We start from the raw sequence: 19,431 nt of genomic DNA, 5'->3' as shown, positions 1-19,431 counted from the left end.
TGGGCGTATGCCCCAAGCGTGTCAAGCGTGACGGACCGCACGTACGCGGCCCTTGCGCCGCTTGCCCCTCCTCATGCCAAAATAGGACAAGGAGTCCGGGGAGGGCTCCTCCGTCCCACTGTCCGCCATTGTGGGCGGAATCTCAGCATTGCACGCTTTGGGGGGTCCGGTGCCTCCTGATCGCCGGTGTGACTGATCGTCACACCGGCGTGACTGTCCGCTATGGCATGGTCCATCGGCTTCCGCGGCTGATGAACACCTGGGAGGGCAATTCCATCGGTTTGGCCGACGCGGCTGGACAGATGGTGTAGTTGTAGTGCCGAGGACAAGCCGTTCGTCCTATAACCGACTCGACTCGCGTCCGCCATTTCGGGCAACGCGGGTCAAGGTGCAGAATTTAGAGGAAAGAACCGAGAAGGTTCGGTTCTCCCGAGGAGGCCGCTCATGACCGCTCGCACCCCTGATGCCGAGCCGCTGCTGACCCCGGCTGAGGTCGCCACCATGTTCCGCGTCGACCCGAAGACGGTCACGCGCTGGGCGAAGGCCGGCAAGCTCACGTCGATCCGCACGCTCGGCGGGCACCGCCGCTACCGCGAAGCCGAGGTCCGCGCCCTGCTCGCGGGCATTCCGCAGCAGCGCAGCGAGGCCTGAACAACTGAACAATCCGGGCGAACCGGCTGGTCCCCCAACTGGCCGAGGCGCTCGAAACCCTAGCTCCAAGCGACGCGGGGACTGCCCCAACAGACCCCTCGCCCAAGCCGATCAGAACTCTTCGGACAACTGAACAAGGGTGCGTCGTCGATCGCGCTGGACTCCGCCGGGTCCAGCGCGATCTTTTGTGTGCGCGCCGCTCTCGGGCACTCCGGGTCCGGTCCCGGCCCCGGTCGGCGGAGCGGGAGGGGTGGCTCCGTGTGCGGGCCGGCCGGACTCCGCGGGGGCGACCGCGGGCCACCTGCGCGGTCGGCGGCGCGGACCTCTCCGAGTGGTGCAATTGCACATATTAAATTGACCTGTTGTAGGAGGGGTGTAAGTACCGCACTTCCTGAAACTCATGCGGTGACACCCGTCACATACCGGTCGGCTTGTTGACGCTGTGGCACATGCGCTAAAGGGAGTGCGCGGGCCAACCGGGCTCGCGGGAAGGGGAGTCGGGGACGTTCTCGTCCTCGGCGGACGCGGTGGAGTCCGGTGCCGACTCCATCGCCAGCCGGTGCAGGCGGTGGCAGATCGGGCAGTGGCGGGTCAGGTGCCGGTACGACGACGCGGCCGACAGGTGCGCGCGGAGCAACGCCCGCGTCTCGTGCCTGGCCGATTCCCCCATGCGCCACCTCCACGGCCGTACGGAGAGGGACCCTGCTCCTGAGGTACCGGCGGAACGCCGGCCCGTCAAGACGTCAGGAGGGCCCCGTGAGGGCCGCGCAGCGCCTCGGAGCAGGAGAACCGCGGAAGAGGGGAGAACGCGCGGGAGAAGGGCCTGACGGCGCGTAGGGCGAGAAGGCGCAGAGGCAGGGGAGGGAGCAGGGGAGAGAGGGGAGGGGGAGGGCAGGGAGAAGGCGAGGGCACGGGCGGGAGAGCCGTCCTCACATGCGGAAGGCCCGCGGTCCCTTGCGGGCGCGGGCCTTCTTCTCTACGGCGGTCCTGACGGGATTTGAACCCGCGGCCTCCACCTTGACAGGGTGGCGAGCACTCCAAACTGCTCCACAGGACCAGGTTTCGCAGGGCCCGTGCGACAAAGCCGCTCAGTGGACTTCGTGCGCGTTGCGCTGCGAGAAGAGACTGTACAGGAGGGTGGGCCGCCAGGTCGAACTCACTCTCCGCACCGGCCGCGTCACGTTTCCGTCACGGAACCGCCGCGTCGATCGCCTTCACGATCCGCTTGTCCGAGACCGGGTACGCCGTCCCCAGCGCGTGGGCGAAGTAGCTCACCCGCAGTTCCTCGATCATCCAGCGGATGTCCCGCACCGACGGGGGGACCGGCCGGCCCTGCGGCATCTGCTCCAGCAGCCGCGCGTACTCGTCCTGCATCTCGTGGACCTTCGCCATACGGGTCGTGTCCCGCTGCACGTTCGTCGGCATCTGCTGCAGACGGCGGTCCGCGGCCACCAGATAGCGCATCAGGTCCGGCAGGCGGCGCAGGCCCGTCTCCGTCACGAAGCCCGGCCGGACCAGCGCGTCCAGCTGCTTCCGCACGTCCTGCAGGTTCGGCAGCAGCGCCGGGCTGCGCACGCCCTTCAGGCGGCGCTCACAGGCCTGCCAGGCGGCCAGCACCTGCTGCACCTGGTCCACCGCGCGGACGGTCGTGTCGACGATCTCCGCGCGCACCTTGTCGTACAGCTTCCGGTACGACTCCTCGTCCCACACCGGCCCGCCGAAGTCCGCGATCAGCTTGTCCGCCGCGGCCATCGCGCAGTCGTCGAACAGGGCCTGGACGGAACCGTGCGGATTCGCGGACAGCGCGAGCTTCTGAGCGTTCGACAGCTTTTCGGACGCGAACTTCGCAGGGTTCACCGGAATCCCCAGCAGGATCAGCCGGCGCGTGCCCTTCCACATCGCCTCCGCCTGCTCGGCCTCCGTGTCGAAGAGACGGACGGAGACCGTGTCCCCGTCGTCGACCAGCGCCGGATACGCCTTCACCGGCTGACCGGCCCGACGGGTCTCGAACACCCGGGTGAGCGTCCCGATGGTCCACTCCGTCAGTCCCGTGCGCTCCAGGGACTCGCCGCCCCGGCGCTCCGCCGTCGCGGCGGCCGCCTGCGAAAGGGCCTTGCGGGCCTTCAACTTGAGCCGCAGCTTCAGCGCCTCGAGATCCTTGTCCTCGGCGAGCTTGCGGCGCCGCTCGTCGACGATCCGGAAAGTGATCTTCAGATGGTCGGGGACCTTCGACCAGTCGAAGTCCTCCGCGTCGAAGGGAACACCGACCATGCGCTTCAGCTCACGCGCCATGGTCGTGGTCAACGGCTCCTGGAGCGGCACCGCCTTCTCCAGGAACGCCCTCGCGTAGTTCGGCGCGGGTACGTAGTTCCGGCGGATCGGCTTGGGGAGCGAACGGATCAGCTCCGTGACGACCTCCTCCCGCAGACCCGGGATCTGCCAGTCGAAGCCCTCGTCGGTGACCTGGTTGAGCACCTGGAGCGGGATGTGGACGGTCACCCCGTCGGCATCCGCCCCGGGCTCGAACTGGTACGTGACCCGGAACTTCAGCGGACCCTGCTGCCAGGTGTCGGGATAGTCGGCCTTCGTGACCGCCTCCGCCGACTCCCGGATCAGCATCTCCCGCTCGAAGTCCAGGAAGTCCGGCTGCTCGTGCCGCTTGCGCTTCCACCACGAGTCGAAGTGGGCGCCCGAGACCACGTGCTCCGGGACCCGCTGGTCGTAGAAGTCGAACAGCGTCTCGTCGTCCACCAGGATGTCCCGGCGCCGGGCACGGTGCTCCAACTCCTCCACCTCGGTGAGGAGTCGGCGGTTGGCGGCGAAGAACTTGTGGTGCGTGCGCCAGTCGCCCTCGACCAGCGCGTTGCGGATGAACAGCTCCCGCGACACCTCCGGGTCGATCCGGCCGTAGTTCACCTTGCGCTGCGCGACGATCGGAACGCCGTACAGCGTCACCTTCTCGTACGCCATCACCGCGGCCTGGTCCTTCTCCCAGTGCGGTTCGCTGTACGTGCGCTTCAGCAGGTGCTCGGCGAGCGGCTCGACCCACTCCGGCTCGATCTTCGCGTTGACCCGGGCCCACAGACGGGACGTCTCGACCAGCTCGGCCGACATCACGAAGCGCGGGGGCTTCTTGAACAGCGCCGAACCCGGGAAGATCGCGAACTTGGCGTTGCGGGCGCCCAGGTACTCGTTCCGGCCGCCGTCCTTGCGCCCGCCCGGACCGGAGTCCTTCGACTCCTTCACGTCCTTCATGCCGATGTGCGACAGCAGACCGGCCAGGAGGGAGACGTGGATGCGGTCGGCGGGGGCGTCCTGGTCGTTGAGGTGGATCCCCATCTGCTTGGCGACCGTGCGCAGCTGCGTGTAGATGTCCTGCCACTCACGGATGCGCAGGAAGTTCAGGTACTCCTGCTTGCACATCCGCCGGAACGACGACGAACCGCGCTCCTTCTGCTGCTCCCGCACGTAGCGCCACAGGTTCAGATAGGCGAGGAAGTCGCTCGTCTCGTCCCGGAAGCGGGCGTGCTGCTGGTCGGCCTGCGTCTGCTTGTCGGCGGGCCGCTCCCGCGGGTCCTGGATGGACAGCGCCGCGGCGACGACCATGACCTCACGGACACAGCCGTTGCGCTCCGCCTCCAGCACCATGCGGGCCAGCCGCGGGTCCACCGGCAGCTGGGCCAGCTTCCGGCCCGTCTCCGTCAGCCGCTTGCGCGGGTCCTTCTGCGTCGCGTCGAGCGCGCCCAGCTCCTGCAGCAGCTGCACGCCGTCACGGATGTTGCGGTGGTCCGGCGGGTCGATGAACGGGAACTTCTCGATGTCGCCCAGGCCGGCCGCGGTCATCTGCAGGATGACGGAGGCCAGGTTCGTCCGCAGGATCTCCGCGTCCGTGAACTCCGGACGGGACAGGAAGTCGTCCTCGCTGTAGAGGCGGATGCAGATGCCGTCCGAGGTGCGTCCGCAGCGGCCCTTGCGCTGGTTCGCGCTCGCCTGGGAGATCGGCTCGATCGGCAGGCGCTGCACCTTGGTGCGGTGGCTGTAGCGCGAGATGCGGGCGAAACCGGGGTCGATGACGTACTTGATGCCCGGCACCGTCAGCGAGGTCTCGGCGACGTTGGTCGCCAGGACGATCCGCCGGCCGCTGTGCCGCTGGAAGACCCGGTGCTGCTCGGCGTGCGAGAGCCGGGCGTACAGCGGCAGCACCTCAGTGAACCGGTACTGCTTCTTCGTCAGCGCGTCCGCCGTGTCCCGGATCTCCCGCTCCCCGGACAGGAAGACCAGGATGTCGCCGGGCCCCTCCGCCATCAGCTCCTCGACGGCGTCCGTGATCGCGGTGATCTGGTCCCGGTCGGCGTCGTCCGAGTCCTCCTCCAGGAGCGGGCGGTACCGGACCTCCACCGGATACGTGCGACCGCTCACCTCGATGATCGGGGCGTCGCCGAAATGACGGGAGAAGCGCTCCGGGTCGATCGTCGCCGAGGTGATGACGACCTTCAGGTCCGGGCGCTTCGGCAGCAACTGCGCCAGGTAGCCGAGCAGGAAGTCGATGTTCAGGGACCGCTCGTGCGCCTCGTCGATGATGATCGTGTCGTAGGCGCGCAGTTCGCGGTCGGTCTGGATCTCGGCGAGCAGGATGCCGTCGGTCATCAGCTTGATGAAGGTGGCGTCCGGGTTCACCTGATCGGTGAAACGGACCTTCCAGCCGACGGCCTCGCCCAGCGGAGTCTCCAACTCCTCCGCCACCCGCTCGGCCACCGTGCGGGCGGCGATGCGGCGGGGCTGCGTGTGCCCGATCATGCCCCGCACGCCCCGGCCCAGCTCCAGGCAGATCTTCGGGATCTGCGTCGTCTTGCCGGAACCGGTCTCACCCGCGACGATCACCACCTGGTGATCGCGGATGGCCTCGGCGATCTCGTCCTTCTTCTGGCTGACCGGCAACTGCTCGGGGTAGCGGATCTCCGGCACACGGAGGCGCCGCTCGGCCATCCGCTCCTCGGCCCGGACGGTCTCCGCCTCGATCTCGGCGAGTACGGCGGCCCGGGCCTCCGGCTTACGGATCTTGCGCGCACCTTCCAGCCTGCGCCCGAGCCGGTGCGCGTCGCGCAGCGACAGCTCGGTCAGGCGGGAGGCGAGGGCGCCGAGGGCGGGGGCGGGGGCGGGATGCGTGGACATACGGGACTCAGGATCTCATCCTCGGGAAATTCCTGGCGAACACTTTTGCCGCCGATGTCGACCATTCGGCAGTACACACCAACAAGGCCCCGATCCGAAGATCGGGGCCTTTGCTGTGGCTGGGGCCGGGGTCGAACCGGCGACCTTCCGCTTTTCAGGCGGACGCTCGTACCAACTGAGCTACCCAGCCGCGATGTTTCACGTGAAACATCAGCGGTCCTGACGGGATTTGAACCCGCGGCCTCCACCTTGACAGGGTGGCGAGCACTCCAAACTGCTCCACAGGACCAAGCGTGTCGTACGACAGTGTCGCACAGGGTGGTGCGTGCCCCCAACGGGATTCGAACCCGTGCTACCGCCTTGAAAGGGCGGCGTCCTAGGCCGCTAGACGATGAGGGCTATCGGCCCGCCTGGGCGCTTCTCAGCGCGTCGGGGACGTGAGAAGCATATGGGATGGGGAGAGGGATCGCCAAAACGGTTTACGGGGAGTTCGTCGAGGGGGTGGCGGGAGAGGGGGTCGGCGAGGGGTTCGGCGAGGTGGTCGCGCCCGGCTGGTTCTCCTTCGGGAGGTGGCGGCTGACCTCTGCCGTCGTCCGGCCCAGGCCGCCCAGTTCGATGGAGTCCCAGGCCTGGAGGCGGCGGGTGTCGCGGTCGAAGTAGAGGATCGAGGCCTCGATCGGGTCGGGGTACTTGCCCTCGACGGCGCGCAGGCCGCTGCCGCCGGTGGAGCCCTCGATGCGGAGGCGGGTGCCGTACTTCATGACCTCGGTCTTCTCGCGGTGGATGTGGCCGGCCAGAACCAGGGGCACGGTGCCGTCGACCTCGCGGGCGGCCGACGGTTCGTGGGCGACGGCCACGTCCACGGGGGTGCCGGCGGCCCGCTGGTCGCGCAGGGCGGAGGCGAGGCGGGCGCCCGCGAGTTCCTGGGACTGCTCGGCTCCGGAGGCCTGGGAGCGGTCGGGGGTGAACTGGGGGTCGCCGATGCCGGCGAAGCGCAGTCCGGCGATGGTCGTGGCCCGGCCGTCGTCCAGGACGTGGACGTTCTTCATGCGTTCGAGGTAGCGCTGGGTGACGAGGGAGTCGTGGTTGCCGCGGACCCAGACATAGGGGGCGCCGAGGCCCTCGATGGGGTCCAGGAAGCCGTTCTCGGCGGCGGTGCCGTGGTCCATGGTGTCGCCGGAGTCGACGATGACGTCCACCCGGTACTGCTCCACCAGCGAGGCGATGATCGTCCAGCTGGCCGGGTTGAGGTGGATGTCGGAGACGTGAAGGACACGGATGGTGGTCGGGTCGGGCTGGTAGGCGGGGAGCGTGGAGGTGGCGTCGTAGAGCTTGGTCACGTTGGTGACCAGGCGCGCCAGTTCCTGCTGGTAGACGTCGAACTCGGTGACGATGCTGCGGGCGTTGCCGACGAGTGAGGGGGCGGAGGAGAGCAGGCCGGAGAACTTGGGCTCGAGGACGGAGTCCGGGTTCCAGGTGGCGTAGGCGGTGCCGCCGGATGCGGCGAGGAGGGCGAGGGCGAGGCCGCCGGAGGCGAGGGCGCGGCGGGGGCGCCGGTAGACGGCGAGGCCGAGCGCGGTGGCGCCGGTGACGACCGCGACGCCGGAGCGCACGGCGAGGTCGGCGGTGCCGCGGGTGATGTCGTGGGCGACCTCGTCCTGGAGGCCGGAGAACCGTTCGGGGTGGTCGACGAGGGCCTGGGAGCGGGCGGGGTCGAGCTGGTCGACGTTGACGTCCAGGCGGACGGGGGCGGTGTGGCTGTCCAGTTGCAGCGCGCCCAGGGGAGAGACGTTGATTTTGGTGCCGCCGGTGAGGGAGGGGCGCAGGGTCATGGTGGTGTCCATGGGGCCGACGGGGACCCGGACGTTGCCGACGACGAGGAGGCCGAGCCAGGCGCCGAGGACGACCACGGTGACGAGCCCCAGGGCGCGGACCAGGGGGTGGCGGGGACGCGGGGCGAGGGCGAGCGGTGCGCAGGCGGGCCGACGGGTGCGGAGGGTGGGGACGCGCGGAGCCCTTCGGAGGCGGTGCCGGAACTTCACGACTGCGGAGGGGACGCGGGACATTGGTCCCGTATGCCCCAGCGCGGGACCGGATATGCGAGGGCGTGGGGGATCTCGTACGGACGGCTCGTGTCCGAGAATGGCTCTGTGCTGGAGATGACGCGCGAGATGTTCGAGGAGCTGGTCGCCGAGGCGCTGGACCGGATCCCGCCGGAGCTGACGCGGTTGATGGACAACGTGGCGGTGTTCGTGGAGGACGAGCCGCCGGCGGACGATCCGGAACTGCTCGGGCTGTACGAGGGGACCCCGCTGACGGAGCGGGGCGAGTGGTACGCGGGGGTGCTGCCGGACCGGATCACGATCTACCGGGGGCCGACGCTGCGGATGTGCGAGACGCGGGAGGACGTGGTCGCGGAGACGGAGATCACGGTGGTGCACGAGATCGCGCATCACTTCGGGATCGACGACGCCCGGCTGCACGCTCTCGGCTACGGATGAACCGTTCGCGTGTCCTCTTGCGGGTGGAGGGAGTTGGGCATGTAGTCCCCGCACTCCGACCGGAGGTGGCCCGTGCGCCCCTTGTACGTATCCGCCCGCCTGGCCGCCACGACGGTGGTCCTCGTCGCCGCCGCCGGTTGCGTGAGCGTGGGCGAGGACGGCGCGGGCGGGAGGGCCGAGCCGTCGAGTTCGGCGGGGCGGCAGGGCGACGAGACGTCGGACGGGAAACCGGCGGTGTCGGGCGGCGGGGCGGGCCGTGACGCCACGGCGGCCGGCGGCGAGCGTGCGGGCGGCAGGGACGAGCGGGGGCGCGGGGGCGAGGGGAAGAAGGGCGGAGCGGGGAAGCGGGCGTCGGAGGGGGCCTCGCCGTCGGCGGGGGCGAGCCGGTCCGCACCGGCCGCCGGTGGTCCCGGTGAGCCCGCCGGTCCGACGCCGGAGCGGCCCGTGCCGCCGGTGCCCAGCCGGTCGCCGGACCCGGAGCCCACGCCGGCGCCGCCCGAGCCGTCGGCGCCGCCGGAGCCGACGCCGCCGGAGCCGTCCTCGGCGGCGCCCGAACCGCCTCAGCCGCAGTGGGCACGGCGGGAGCCGGTGCCGGAAGCGGGGGCGCCGGTCTAGGGACTCTTTCCTCTTCTCCGTCGTCCTGCGTGTCCGTCCGCCGTCGCGGCCGGCTCGTCCGGGGATCGTGCGCTGACCTGCGGATCGATCCTGCGGCGAGGGTCCGGTTTGCTTTCGGGGGCGGTGGGTGCGTATGGTGGCAGATCGTTTGATCCTATTTGCCCGGCGCCACTGCAGAGCGCGCCGTGTGGCGCGTACTCTCCCTTGCCGTGGTGGACCGCATCGAGGCGGTCATATTGCGAATCGCGAATCACGGAGTTGACGGGCGCGTGCCGAAGAGACTCCGGAAGGTTTCGCATTCGTATGCCCATCGCCAGTACTGATCACGTCGTCGTGCCCAAGAACACCGAGGACGCCGACCCCACCACCCCCACCGCCCCCGAGCTCACCTTCGCCGACCTCGGCCTTCCCGAGGGCGTCGTGCGCAAGCTCGCGCAGAACGGCGTGACCACCCCCTTCCCGATCCAGGCGGCGACCATCCCGGACGCCCTGGCCGGCAAGGACATCCTCGGCCGCGGCCGCACCGGCTCCGGCAAGACCCTCTCCTTCGGTCTGCCGACGCTGGCCACGCTGGCCGGCGGCCGGACCGAGAAGCACAAGCCGCGTGCCGTCATCCTGACGCCGACGCGTGAGCTGGCGATGCAGGTCGCCGACGCGCTCCAGCCGTACGGCGACGTCCTGGGCCTGAAGATGAAGGTCGTCTGCGGCGGCACGTCCATGGGCAACCAGATCTACGCCCTCGAGCGCGGCGTCGACATCCTGGTGGCCACGCCGGGCCGGCTGCGCGACATCATCAACCGCGGCGCGTGCTCGCTGGAGAACGTGCAGATCGCGGTTCTCGACGAGGCCGACCAGATGTCCGACCTGGGCTTCCTGCCCGAGGTCACGGAACTGCTGGACCAGGTCCCGGCGGGCGGCCAGCGGATGCTGTTCTCCGCGACGATGGAGAACGAGATCAAGACCCTCGTCGACCGCTACCTGAACGACCCGGTCTCGCACGAGGTCGACGCGGCGCAGGGCGCGGTGACGACCATGTCGCACCACATCCTCGTGGTGAAGCCCAAGGACAAGGCCCCGGTCACGGCGGCCATCGCCTCCCGCAAGGGCCGCACCATCATCTTCGTCCGGACGCAGCTGGGCGCCGACCGCGTCGCCGAGCAGCTGCGGGACGCCGGGGCGAAGGCCGACGCGCTGCACGGCGGCATGACCCAGGGCGCCCGGACCCGGACGCTGGCGGACTTCAAGGACGGGTACGTGAACGTCCTGGTGGCGACGGACGTCGCGGCCCGCGGCATCCACGTCGACGGCATCGACCTCGTGCTGAACGTCGACCCGGCCGGCGACCACAAGGACTACCTGCACCGGGCGGGCCGCACGGCGCGCGCCGGGCGTACGGGCACGGTCGTGTCCCTGGCCCTGCCGCACCAGCGGCGCCAAATCTTCCGGCTGATGGAGGACGCGGGCGTCGACGCGATGCGTCACATCATCCAGGGCGGCGCGGCCTTCGACCCGGAGCTCGCCGAGATCACCGGCGCCCGGTCGATGACCGAGGTGCAGGCCGAGTCCGCGGGCAACGCGGCGCAGCAGGCCGAGCGCGAGGTCGCCCAGCTCACCAAGGAGCTGGAGCGGGCGCAGCGCCGTGCGGCCGAGCTGCGCGACGAGGCGGACCGGCTGCTGGCCCGGGCGGCGCGCGAGCGGGGCGAGGACGCCGATGCGGTGGTGGCCGAGGCGGCCGCCGTGGTGTCGGCCGAGGCGGAGGTCTCGCTGCCGGAGCAGCCGTCCGCACGGGACGTCGAGCGGACCGAGCGCGCGGAGCGTGCGGAGGCGCCGTACGAGCGGCGTGAACGCCGGGACGACCGGGACGACCGTAACGGCTTCCGCCGGGACGACCGCGGCGACCGCGGTGGGCGTTCCTACGAGCGCCGTGACGACCGGGGCGGGCGTTCCTTCGACCGCGACCGGGGCGACCGTAACGGCTTCCGCCGTGACGACCGCGGCGACCGGGGCGGACGTTCCTTCGACCGCGACCGCGGCTTCGAGCGCCGTGACGGCGACCGGGGCGGCTTCCGCCGGGACGACCGCGGCGACCGCGGCGGTTTCCGCCGTGACGACCGGGGCGACCGCGGCGGGCGTTCCTTCGAGCGCCGTGACGACCGGGGCGACCGCGGCGACCGCGGTGGGCGTCCCTTCGAGCGCCGTGACGACCGGGGCGGTTTCCACCGCGACCGGGACCGTGACCGCGGCGGTTTCCGCCGGGACGAGCGCGGCGGCCACCGGGGCAGCGACCGCCCCTTCAACCGCGACCGTCAGGGCGACCGCCCGGGCTTCCGCACCGGCGGCCACGACCGTCCGTACGGCCGCCGTGACGACCACCGCGGCGGCGGCTCCTTCGGCCGCCGCGAGGACAAGCCGCGCTGGAAGCGCAACGGCTGACGCGGCCTCACCGTGCCGTTCCCGAGGGCCCGCGCGACACCCGTCGTGCGGGCCCTTCCGCGTTTCCGCGGGGGACACGGCCGGGTCCGGCTCCCCGATACCCGATCGGAGACCCGGCCACATCCCGCTATGCTCGGGGAGGCGACACCGCCTGGGCCCTTAGCTCAATTGGCAGAGCAGTGGACTTTTAATCCATTGGTTGTGGGTTCGAGTCCCACAGGGCCTACGGCCGCGGGGAAGGGGAGACCCCTTCGACCTGCCGTGCGGCGCCCGGTCCGGCTTCGGCCGGCCCGGGCGCCGCTGCGTTCTCCCCTCCCGTGCGAGTCCCGTGCGAATGCCGTGCGAGCCGGTCCGGGGCCGTGCCGCTCCCGTCAGGAGGCGTGCGGCCACTCGTCCGGTTCCGTGCGCGGCGTGCCGACGACCGTGGCGAGGCGGTGGTGGGCCGCGCGGGCGTGGGCCAGGCGGGAGACGACCGTGCCGACGAGGGCGGCGGCGAGCAGGCAGGCGAGCCAGAAGGTGTCGCGGGGGCCGGCCCAGGAGAGGGTGCCCGCGGGCGGGATCGCGAAGCCGTTGAGGAACAGCCAGCACAGGACGGCCGTACCCGGGGCCGCGGTGAACCGGGCGCACACGCCGAGGGCGGCGGCCAGCAGGGACAGGGCGATCAGGGCGAGTCCGGGACGGTCCGTGCCCACGGTCGTGTTGAGCAGCGCCACCAGGAGCGGCGCACCGCCGAAGGCACCGGCCCACACCAGGGGCGTGGCGGCCGGCCGGGGGACCGGTTTCGGTCCGGTACCGAGGGTCACCCACTCGATCATGCTGACGCTTCCCTTCCGGTCTCTCCCGGCGGATTTTCTCACCGCGGCTGCCACGGGCCACGGCTCGGCGGACCGGTCCGGCGGGGTGCTGGTCAGGCTGGCAGCAGGAGGGGACCGGGCGGAAGCGTCGAATGAGACAGCCGTACGGTCGGTCGGGCGCGGGCGGCTGCCCGTGAGCGGTACGGGCAGCCGCCCGGCCGGTCGGCGCGGTCGGCCGGGGTCGGGGACGGCGGGAAAGCGGGGACGGGGACGGCGTCCACGGTCAGCGGGGTGAGCGGGGCGAGCGGGGTGAGCGGCTGCGCGGGTGCCGCTGCCGGTGCGGGTCGACCGGGTCGAGCAGGTGGACGGAGATGCCGCTGACGACCAGGCCCGTCGCGATGAGCAACCCGTCGGGCAGGACCATGCCCGCGATCAGCAGGGTCAGGCCGATCCCCAGCGCCCACCAGGCGCGTGTCCGGCGGTACTCGCGCGGCGGGGTCGGCCGTCCGTCGGAGAACGAGCGCGCGAAGTGGGGGTCCTCCTTCTGGAGTCGGGTCGCGAGATCGACGAGGCGCTCGTCGTCGGACTGGGGCACGGCTCCTCCTTCCCGACCGGTGGGCAGCCGGGCGACACCGACCGCCGCTTCTGGGGCACCACCGGGCGTCGGTCCCGTGGCGCCGGGGGTGGAGAACGAACCGTCGGCCCGCGCACGCGGGCCGACGCACAGGGAGCTCTTCCGTACGTTCGCGCCGTCGCCCGCCCGGTACGGCGGTGCGGCGGTGCCGGGTTCACCACCCGTGCCCCCACCGTCGCCCGCCGGCGACGGTTCCGCCATCGGGTCCGATCCCCATCTCCGGGGGGTCCGGGGTGTAGGGGTGCCGGCCCGGCACCGGCCGGCCGCCCGGAAAATGGGGACTGCCACGGATGGCGTACGGCCCGTGCAGCGCTCACGCTGGGTCGTGACGGCCCGCGCCCGCGCCCCCGGACCCGCGGGCTGTCCCGGCCCCGGCACGGCGGGAGCCTACGACACGAGCGGCACGGGGCGAGCGGTGAGGAGGTGGTACCGGGTGCCACTGTTCTGGCGTATCTTCCTGCTCAACGCCGTCGTGCTGATCACAGCCACCGCCCTGCTGCTCGGGCCGGTCACCGTCTCCACCCCGGTCCTGCTCACCGAGGCCGCGGTGCTCACCGTGGGCCTGGCCGCCATGCTGGTCGCCAACGCGCTGCTGCTGCGGGTGGGGCTCGCCCCGCTGCAGCGCCTCACCCGCGCCATGAACACCACCGACCTCCTCCGCCCCGGGCAGCGTCCCGCGGTCACCGGCCGGGGAGAGGTCGCCGAGCTGATCAGCACGTACAACACGATGCTCGACCGGCTGGAGGACGAACGGGCCACGAGCAGTGCACGCGCCCTGTCCGCGCAGGAGGCGGAACGCCGCCGCATCGCCCAGGAACTGCACGACGAGGTGGGCCAGAGCCTCACCGCCGTGCTGCTCCAGCTGAAGCGGGTCGCCGACCACGCCCCGCCGGAACTGCGCGAGGAGCTGAGCCCGGCGCAGGAGATCACCCGGAGCAGCCTGGACGAGGTCCGGCGCATCGCCCGCCGGCTGCGCCCCGGGGTCCTGGACGAACTCGGGCTGATCCCCGCCCTCAAGGCCCTCGCCACCGAGTTCGGCGGCCCCGGCCTCACCGTCCAGCACCGGTTCGGCCCCGATCTGCCCGACCTGGGTCCGGAGGCCGAGCTGGTGATCTACCGGGTGGCCCAGGAAGGGCTGACCAACACCGCACGCCACGCCGGGGCCCGTCGTGCCGGGATCGCCCTGCGCCGCGTCCCCACCGGTGTCGAACTCCGTGTCCACGACGACGGCCGCGGCCTCGGTGACGTGGCCGAGGGCGCCGGAATCCGCGGGATGCGGGAGCGTGCCCTGCTCGTCGGCGCCGACCTCACCGTGGGCCCGGCCGACGGCGGAGGCACCGAAGTACGTCTGGCCGTTCCCGTTCCCGTGCGGGGGCCGGCGCCCGTCCGGGTACCGGCCCTCGCGCTCGCAGTCCCCGACCGGAAACACTGAACATGACCGACCCGGCCCCCACCCGCATCCTCCTCGCCGACGACCACGCATTGGTCCGCCGAGGGGTCCGCCTCATCCTCGACGGCGAACCGGACCTGACCGTCGTCGCCGAGGCCGACGACGGTGCCGAAGCCCTCGAACAGGCCCGCGTCCACCGGCCCGACCTGGCCATACTCGACATCGCCATGCCCCGTCTGACCGGTCTGCAGGCGGCCCGCGAGCTCTCCCACACCCTGCCGGAGACGCGGATACTCGTCCTGACGATGTACGACAACGAGCAGTTCTTCTTCGAGGCCCTCGGCGCCGGTGCCTCCGGGTACGTCCTCAAGTCCGTCGCCGACCGCGACCTGGTCGAGGCGTGCCGGGCCACCATGCGCGGGGAGCCGTTCCTCTACCCGGGCGCCGTCAACGCCCTCATCCGCAACTACCTCGACCTCGCCCGGGACGGCCGGAACCTGCCCCCGAAGGCCATCACCGACCGGGAGGAGGAGATCCTCAAGCTGGTCGCCGAGGGAAACACCTCGCAGCAGATCGCCGACCTCCTCGTCATCAGCCCGAAGACGGTGGAGCGCCACCGCGCCAACCTGCTCTCCAAGCTGGGCCTGAAGGACCGCCTGGAACTGACCCGGTACGCCATCCGCGTGGGCCTGATCGAGCCCTGACGCCCCCGTACGGCGTCGCCCCGGCCCCGGCTGCTCCCGTGCGGCGTCGCCCCGGCCGCCGCCGGGTGCGGTGGCGCCCGACCTGCGCGCGGTCCCCGGCCCGCCGTGCGTCGTGCGTCGTGCAGGCTTGTGGTCAGACCCGGCCCGGACGGCTCCGCACGGGCCGGGCCCCCGTCCGCCGTCCTCGCCAGGAGAGTGCGCCGATGCCCCACCCCTACGTCCTGCTGTCCGCCGCCGTCTCCCTGGACGGCTACCTGGACGACACCGGCCCCGAGCGGCTGCTGCTGTCCGGCCCGGCCGACTTCGACCGGGTCGACGAGGTGCGGGCGTCGGTGGACGCGATCCTGGTCGGCGCCGGCACGATCCGCGCCGACAACCCGCGCCTGCTGGTCAACTCGCCCGAGCGGCGGGCCGACCGGGTCGCCCGGGGCCGGCCGGAGTACCCGCTCAAGGTCACCGTCAGCGGCTCCGGCGACCTGGACCCGGCGGCGCGGTTCTGGCACACCGGCGGCGAGAAGGTCCTCTACACGACCGACCGGGGCGCCGAGCGGGCCCGTGCCCACGGCCTCGCGGCCGACGTCGTCCCGCTCGGTCCCGAGCTCGACTGGCGCCGGCTGCTGGAGCACCTGCACGCCGTGCGCGGGGTCCGGCGGCTCATGGTCGAGGGCGGCGGCCTGGTCCACACCCAGCTCCTCACCCAGGGCCTCGCCGACGAGCTCCAGCTGGTCCTCGCCCCGCTCTTCGTCGGCGACCCGGACGCCCCCCGCCTCTTCGGCCCCGGCTCCTACCAGGGCGGCCGGCTGCGGCTGCTGGAGACCCGGGCCGTCGGCGACGTCGTCCTGATGCGCTACGGGCCCACCGCGCCCGGCACCGGTGCGCTGCCCTCCGCCGCCGACCACCACTGGCTGGCCCTCGCCTGCGACCTCGCGGAGCGGTGCCCGCCGTCCGGGACGGCGTTCAGCGTGGGCGCGGTGGTGGTCGCGGCCGACGGTACGGAGCTGGCGCGGGGCCACTCCCGGGAGGGCGGGGACCCGGTGGTGCACGCGGAGGAGGCGGCGCTCGCCAAGACCGATCCCACGGACCCCCGGCTCGCGACCGCCACCGTGTACTCCAGCCTGGAGCCCTGCGCCCGGCGCGCGTCCCGGCCGGCGCCTTGCGCCCGGCTGATCCTGGACGCGGGGATACGGCGGGTGGTCACGGCCTGGCGCGAGCCGGACACCTTCGTGCCGGGCGCCGACGGCAGCGGGGTGCTGGTGGACGGGGGCGCCACCGTCGTCGTCCTGCCGGAGCACGAGGAGCGGGCCCAGGCGCCGAACGGCCACCTGATCGGCCGCTGAGGAGGGGCGGGGGAAAGGGGTGTGCTGCGTGTCCCGCGCATGGCGTACACTGGTGTCATACCGACGCGGGGTGGAGCAGCTCGGTAGCTCGCTGGGCTCATAACCCAGAGGTCGCAGGTTCAAATCCTGTCCCCGCTACTGAAGGCCGAGGGCCGGAATCCGAAAAGGGTTCCGGCCCTCGGTGTTTTCCCGTGCGCGGATCCCGTCACCGAAGGTGACCGGTCCGCCCCGCTGCGCATAACGACTGACGAACCGTCAGAAGATCATGGAGGCCTGAGAGGCGGTCAACTCGCCCGTTTTCGCCTGCTCCTGACGGTTAAGTCCCAGCGGGAACCGTGAATGATCAAGAGGAACGGCTTGGAATCCGGCCCTCGCGTCTATTAACGTTCGATAACGCAGCGCGGTCGTCCCAGCCGTCACAGAAGTCGGCTCCGTGCGCACGCGCCGAATCCCGCAAGGGAACCGGGGAACCACCACCATGGGGTGAATCGCGTGGATGCCGCCGTGGAAGCACGGCTCGTATACGCGCGTAGGAGACCTTCCTGCTCCGAACCCGTCAGCTAACCCGGTAGGCGGTGGAGGAAGGAAAGGAGTACGCCCACGTGGCGTCCAACCGGCCCGCTCCCGAGGCCCCCTTCATGCCGAGCCAACGCGACGGCGAAACCTTCGGCTACGGCCGCGTCCCCGACGACGAGGGCCCCTTCGAGGAGTGGAACCCCACCGCGGAGTCCATCCGCCCGGTCCGCGGCCGGCACCGCGTCAGCAAGCAGCGCGGCGGAGGACTCGCCCGCAGCTCCACCGTCCTGGGCGTCGGCGTCATCGCCGCGGTGGGCGCGGGCGGCATGGCCAGCGCTCAGACCGGCAAGCCGCCGGTCTCGATCTCCGTGCCCGACCTCCCCAACGTGGGTTCCCTCATCTCCGACGAGGAAGAGCCCGCCGGTTCCGCCACTCCGCTCAGCAGCATCGGCATGACCGCCGCCGACACCGAGCAGGGCACCGCCGGCGCCGGTGAGGCGCTGCGCGCCCGGATCATGGCGCAGGTCGAGCAGCAGCAGGACCAGGCCGAGAGCAAGGCCGCGGCCGAGGCCCTCGCCGCCGCCGAGAAGGAGGCCGCCGAGGCCGCCGCCAAGGCGGAGAAGGAGGCCAAGGCCGAGGCCGCCGCCGCGAAGAAGAAGGCGGAGGAGGAGGCCCGGGAGAAGGCCGAGGCCGAGCGCCTCGCCGCGCTCGCCAAGCAGTACGCGCTGCCGACCTCCTCGTACACCCTCAGCTCGACCTTCGGTCAGGCCGGCGCCTACTGGTCCTCCGGCTACCACACCGGCCTCGACTTCGCCGCTCCCTCGGGCACGCTGATCAAGGCGGTCCACACCGGCACGATCACCTTCGCCGGCTGGGACGGCTCCTACGGCTACAAGACCGTGCTGACCCTCGACGACGGCACCGAGATCTGGTACGCCCACCAGTCCTCGATCAACGTCAGCGTCGGCCAGCAGGTCACCACCGGCGACGTGATCGGCCGCGTCGGCTCCACCGGCAACTCCACCGGGGCCCACCTCCACCTGGAGGTCCACTCCGGCGGCTCCTCCTCGGGCATCGACCCGCTGGCGTGGCTGCGCAGCAAGGGCCTCAACCCCTAGGAACCGCAGCTCCCAGCTCCCCGCACCCCGGCAGTCCCGACGGCGACCCCCCGACGTCAGGGCTGCCGGTCGCGTGCGCGGCCTGCCCCCGCGCGCGGTGCCGACGGCCCGTGCGTCCCGCGGCCCGCCGCCCGGCGGCTCAGGACCGGTAGGGGTTCGGCGGGTACGCGGAGTACGGGTGCGCCTGCGGCGGCGGCCCGTACCTGTGGCTCCCCCGCATCCCCTGAGCCCCCTGGAACCCGTGGGGTACGTGGCCCCCGTAGGGCCCGTGGCCCCCGTACGCCGGCCACGGCGCGAAGGCGGCCGGGACCGGTGGCGCGGTGGCGCGGGCCGCGTGGTCCAGCGCCGGACGGGCCGCCTCCCGGCGGTGCCACAGCTCTCCCAGCAGTTCCCGCTCCCGTACGGTGAAGTCCGGCCCCGCCCGGCCGAGCCGCCCCCGGTGCCGCAGGAACGCCAGCGAGGTCGCGTACGCCTCGTACTGCGCCACCGCCCGTGCCGCGGCCCTCCCCCCGTGCCGGCGCGCGTACCGCCGGGCGACGCGCCGGGCGCACATCGAGCCCAGGGCGAACGGCTCCATCGGCCTCAGCCAGCCGGCCACGGCGTACGCGGGCAGCTCCGCCCGCACCGTCCGCAGTTCGCGCTGCCGCGTCCACACCACCAGCCAGGTCAGCACGCCGAACGCCGGCACCATGAACACCAGGTACACGACGAAGAACCCGTGGTCGCCCAGCGCCGAGGACCCGTTCCACAGCGCGTGCATGCCCATCGCGAGCAGCAGTCCGCACAGCGGCAGCAGCACCCGGCGGACCCGCTGCCGCTGCGCGCAGAGCGCGGAGATCCCGAACCCGATGCCGGTGAGCACGGTGAACAGCGGGTGCGCGAACGGCGACATGACGATGCGGACGAAGAAGGTCGCCGCGGTGACCGAGGCGAGGCCGCTGTCACCGGTCAGCCGGTCGGTGCCGAAGGCGGTGCCGAGGTAGAGGATGTTCTCGGTGAACGCGAACCCGGTGGCGGTGACCCCGGCTATCACCACGCCGTCGAGGAGCCCGGTGAAGTCGCGTCTGCGGAAGAGGAAGACCAGCAGCACGGCGGCGGCCTTGACGGTCTCCTCCACGACGGGCGCTATGACGGTCGCGCCGAGCGTGTCCGCGCTCGACGGGTCGGCCGTGGCCGTCGCTATCCACTGCGTGGCGAAGCTGTTGGCCACGATCGCCATGAGCGCCGCCGCGCAGGCCCCCCAGGCGAAGGAGAACAGCAGGTTCTGCCAGGGGCCCGGCTCCACCCGGTCCAGCCACCGGAAGGCGGCCAGGAGCAGCGGCACGGGAAGCACCGCGAGCCCCAGCCCGACCAGGAACCCCTCCGTACCGGTCTGCTCGCGCACCAGCGCGAGGATGACCAGCCCCGACAGCGCGAGCAGGGCGACCAGCGCTCCGTAGCGCACCCAGGGCCGCTGCCACCAGTGCGCGTGCCGGAGCGCACCGTCGGGTCGCGGGGGCACGCCGGGCTGGGGCACCGCTGCGGGACACCCCGGACGGGGAGGGCTGCTGGCCACGGAAGGGACCC

14 protein-coding genes, 6 tRNA genes and 1 riboswitch are annotated in these 19,431 nt (G+C 72.0%); of the genes, 10 read left to right on the top strand and 10 right to left on the bottom strand.

Annotated features, from left to right (window positions below; translation table 11 throughout):
- Positions 1–444: 444 nt before the first annotated feature.
- Complete coding sequence (gene bldC, locus CP969_RS19050; RefSeq protein WP_003949541.1) at positions 445–651, top strand: developmental transcriptional regulator BldC; 207 nt, start codon at positions 445–447, stop codon at positions 649–651.
- A 454-nt stretch (positions 652–1,105) separates the two neighbouring features.
- Here the strand turns inward: bldC and CP969_RS19045 are convergent, their stop codons facing one another.
- From CP969_RS19045 to CP969_RS19015, 7 genes are all read right to left on the bottom strand, one after another.
- Positions 1,106–1,321, bottom strand: a complete 216-nt coding sequence (locus tag CP969_RS19045; protein ID WP_016825576.1) for a DUF6274 family protein — start codon at positions 1,319–1,321, stop codon at positions 1,106–1,108.
- 312 nt (positions 1,322–1,633) lie between these two features.
- Positions 1,634–1,708, bottom strand: a tRNA-Asp gene (locus CP969_RS19040).
- Positions 1,709–1,839: 131 nt separating this feature from the next.
- Entirely contained in the window at positions 1,840–5,823 is a 3,984-nt protein-coding gene (gene hrpA, locus CP969_RS19035; protein WP_016825577.1) for an ATP-dependent RNA helicase HrpA, read from the bottom strand.
- Between the two features lie 116 nt (positions 5,824–5,939).
- Positions 5,940–6,013 (bottom strand) — tRNA-Phe (locus CP969_RS19030).
- 24 nt (positions 6,014–6,037) lie between these two features.
- Positions 6,038–6,112: transfer RNA gene (locus CP969_RS19025), tRNA-Asp, on the bottom strand.
- A gap of 37 nt (positions 6,113–6,149) precedes the next feature.
- Positions 6,150–6,222: transfer RNA gene (locus tag CP969_RS19020), tRNA-Glu, on the bottom strand.
- Between the two features lie 80 nt (positions 6,223–6,302).
- Positions 6,303–7,889, bottom strand: a complete 1,587-nt coding sequence (locus tag CP969_RS19015) for a metallophosphoesterase family protein (protein ID WP_016825578.1) — start codon at positions 7,887–7,889, stop codon at positions 6,303–6,305.
- A gap of 84 nt (positions 7,890–7,973) precedes the next feature.
- Here CP969_RS19015 and CP969_RS19010 point away from each other — a divergent pair, with 84 nt between their 5' ends.
- From CP969_RS19010 to CP969_RS18995, 4 genes are all read left to right on the top strand, one after another.
- On the top strand, positions 7,974–8,324 hold the full coding sequence (locus CP969_RS19010) for a metallopeptidase family protein (RefSeq protein WP_004986297.1): 351 nt from the start codon (positions 7,974–7,976) through the stop codon (positions 8,322–8,324).
- Between the two features lie 72 nt (positions 8,325–8,396).
- A complete protein-coding gene (locus tag CP969_RS19005; protein WP_078495385.1) occupies positions 8,397–8,939 on the top strand; it encodes a hypothetical protein in 543 nt (180 codons plus the stop codon).
- 303 nt (positions 8,940–9,242) lie between these two features.
- Positions 9,243–11,372, top strand: coding sequence for a DEAD/DEAH box helicase (locus CP969_RS19000; protein ID WP_016825580.1), 2,130 nt, complete (start codon positions 9,243–9,245; stop codon positions 11,370–11,372).
- Between the two features lie 153 nt (positions 11,373–11,525).
- Positions 11,526–11,598 (top strand) — tRNA-Lys (locus CP969_RS18995).
- Positions 11,599–11,743: 145 nt separating this feature from the next.
- On the opposite strand, the gene CP969_RS18990 is transcribed toward CP969_RS18995, so the two are convergent.
- A complete protein-coding gene (locus CP969_RS18990; RefSeq protein ID WP_016825581.1) occupies positions 11,744–12,187 on the bottom strand; it encodes a hypothetical protein in 444 nt (147 codons plus the stop codon).
- 262 nt (positions 12,188–12,449) lie between these two features.
- On the bottom strand, positions 12,450–12,761 hold the full coding sequence (locus CP969_RS18985; RefSeq protein WP_039831596.1) for a DUF3040 domain-containing protein: 312 nt from the start codon (positions 12,759–12,761) through the stop codon (positions 12,450–12,452).
- Positions 12,762–13,233: 472 nt separating this feature from the next.
- Here CP969_RS18985 and CP969_RS18980 point away from each other — a divergent pair, with 472 nt between their 5' ends.
- The 5 genes from CP969_RS18980 (at position 13,234) to CP969_RS18960 (ending at position 17,865) form a co-directional block, all read left to right on the top strand.
- Positions 13,234–14,232 (top strand): HAMP domain-containing sensor histidine kinase, encoded by a 999-nt coding sequence (locus CP969_RS18980; RefSeq protein ID WP_004986300.1) that lies wholly within the window; start codon positions 13,234–13,236, stop codon positions 14,230–14,232.
- A 2-nt stretch (positions 14,233–14,234) separates the two neighbouring features.
- A complete protein-coding gene (locus CP969_RS18975) occupies positions 14,235–14,894 on the top strand; it encodes a response regulator (protein ID WP_004986301.1) in 660 nt (219 codons plus the stop codon).
- 203 nt (positions 14,895–15,097) lie between these two features.
- Complete coding sequence (locus tag CP969_RS18970) at positions 15,098–16,231, top strand: dihydrofolate reductase family protein (protein ID WP_016825583.1); 1,134 nt, start codon at positions 15,098–15,100, stop codon at positions 16,229–16,231.
- Between the two features lie 64 nt (positions 16,232–16,295).
- Positions 16,296–16,369, top strand: a tRNA-Met gene (locus CP969_RS18965).
- Positions 16,370–16,663: 294 nt separating this feature from the next.
- A riboswitch (cyclic di-AMP (ydaO/yuaA leader) is annotated at positions 16,664–16,821 on the top strand.
- Between the two features lie 12 nt (positions 16,822–16,833).
- A complete protein-coding gene (locus CP969_RS18960; RefSeq protein WP_004986304.1) occupies positions 16,834–17,865 on the top strand; it encodes a M23 family metallopeptidase in 1,032 nt (343 codons plus the stop codon).
- Positions 17,866–18,004: 139 nt separating this feature from the next.
- Here CP969_RS18960 and CP969_RS18955 read toward each other — a convergent pair whose 3' ends face one another.
- A complete protein-coding gene (locus CP969_RS18955; RefSeq protein WP_016825584.1) occupies positions 18,005–19,381 on the bottom strand; it encodes a PrsW family intramembrane metalloprotease in 1,377 nt (458 codons plus the stop codon).
- Between the last annotated feature and the right edge of the window lie 50 nt (positions 19,382–19,431).

The organism is Streptomyces viridosporus T7A, assembly GCF_008704515.1.
GTDB classification, from domain to species: Bacteria; Actinomycetota; Actinomycetes; order Streptomycetales; family Streptomycetaceae; genus Streptomyces; species Streptomyces viridosporus.
Note: the sequence above shows the minus strand (reverse complement) of the source record. Positions and strands in the feature narration are given on the sequence as shown.

Excerpts from the sequence above, each read along its gene's own strand:
- CP969_RS18990 (WP_016825581.1), bottom strand. The coding sequence starts at position 12,187 with ATGATCGAGTGGGTGACCCTCGGTACCGGACCGAAACCGGTCCCCCGG.
- CP969_RS18970 (WP_016825583.1), top strand. The coding sequence starts at position 15,098 with ATGCCCCACCCCTACGTCCTGCTGTCCGCCGCCGTCTCCCTGGACGGC.
- CP969_RS18975 (WP_004986301.1), top strand. The coding sequence starts at position 14,235 with ATGACCGACCCGGCCCCCACCCGCATCCTCCTCGCCGACGACCACGCA.
- CP969_RS19045 (WP_016825576.1), bottom strand. The coding sequence starts at position 1,321 with ATGGGGGAATCGGCCAGGCACGAGACGCGGGCGTTGCTCCGCGCGCAC.
- CP969_RS19015 (WP_016825578.1), bottom strand. The coding sequence starts at position 7,889 with ATGTCCCGCGTCCCCTCCGCAGTCGTGAAGTTCCGGCACCGCCTCCGA.
- bldC (WP_003949541.1), top strand. The coding sequence starts at position 445 with ATGACCGCTCGCACCCCTGATGCCGAGCCGCTGCTGACCCCGGCTGAG.
- hrpA (WP_016825577.1), bottom strand. The coding sequence starts at position 5,823 with ATGTCCACGCATCCCGCCCCCGCCCCCGCCCTCGGCGCCCTCGCCTCC.
- CP969_RS19000 (WP_016825580.1), top strand. The coding sequence starts at position 9,243 with ATGCCCATCGCCAGTACTGATCACGTCGTCGTGCCCAAGAACACCGAG.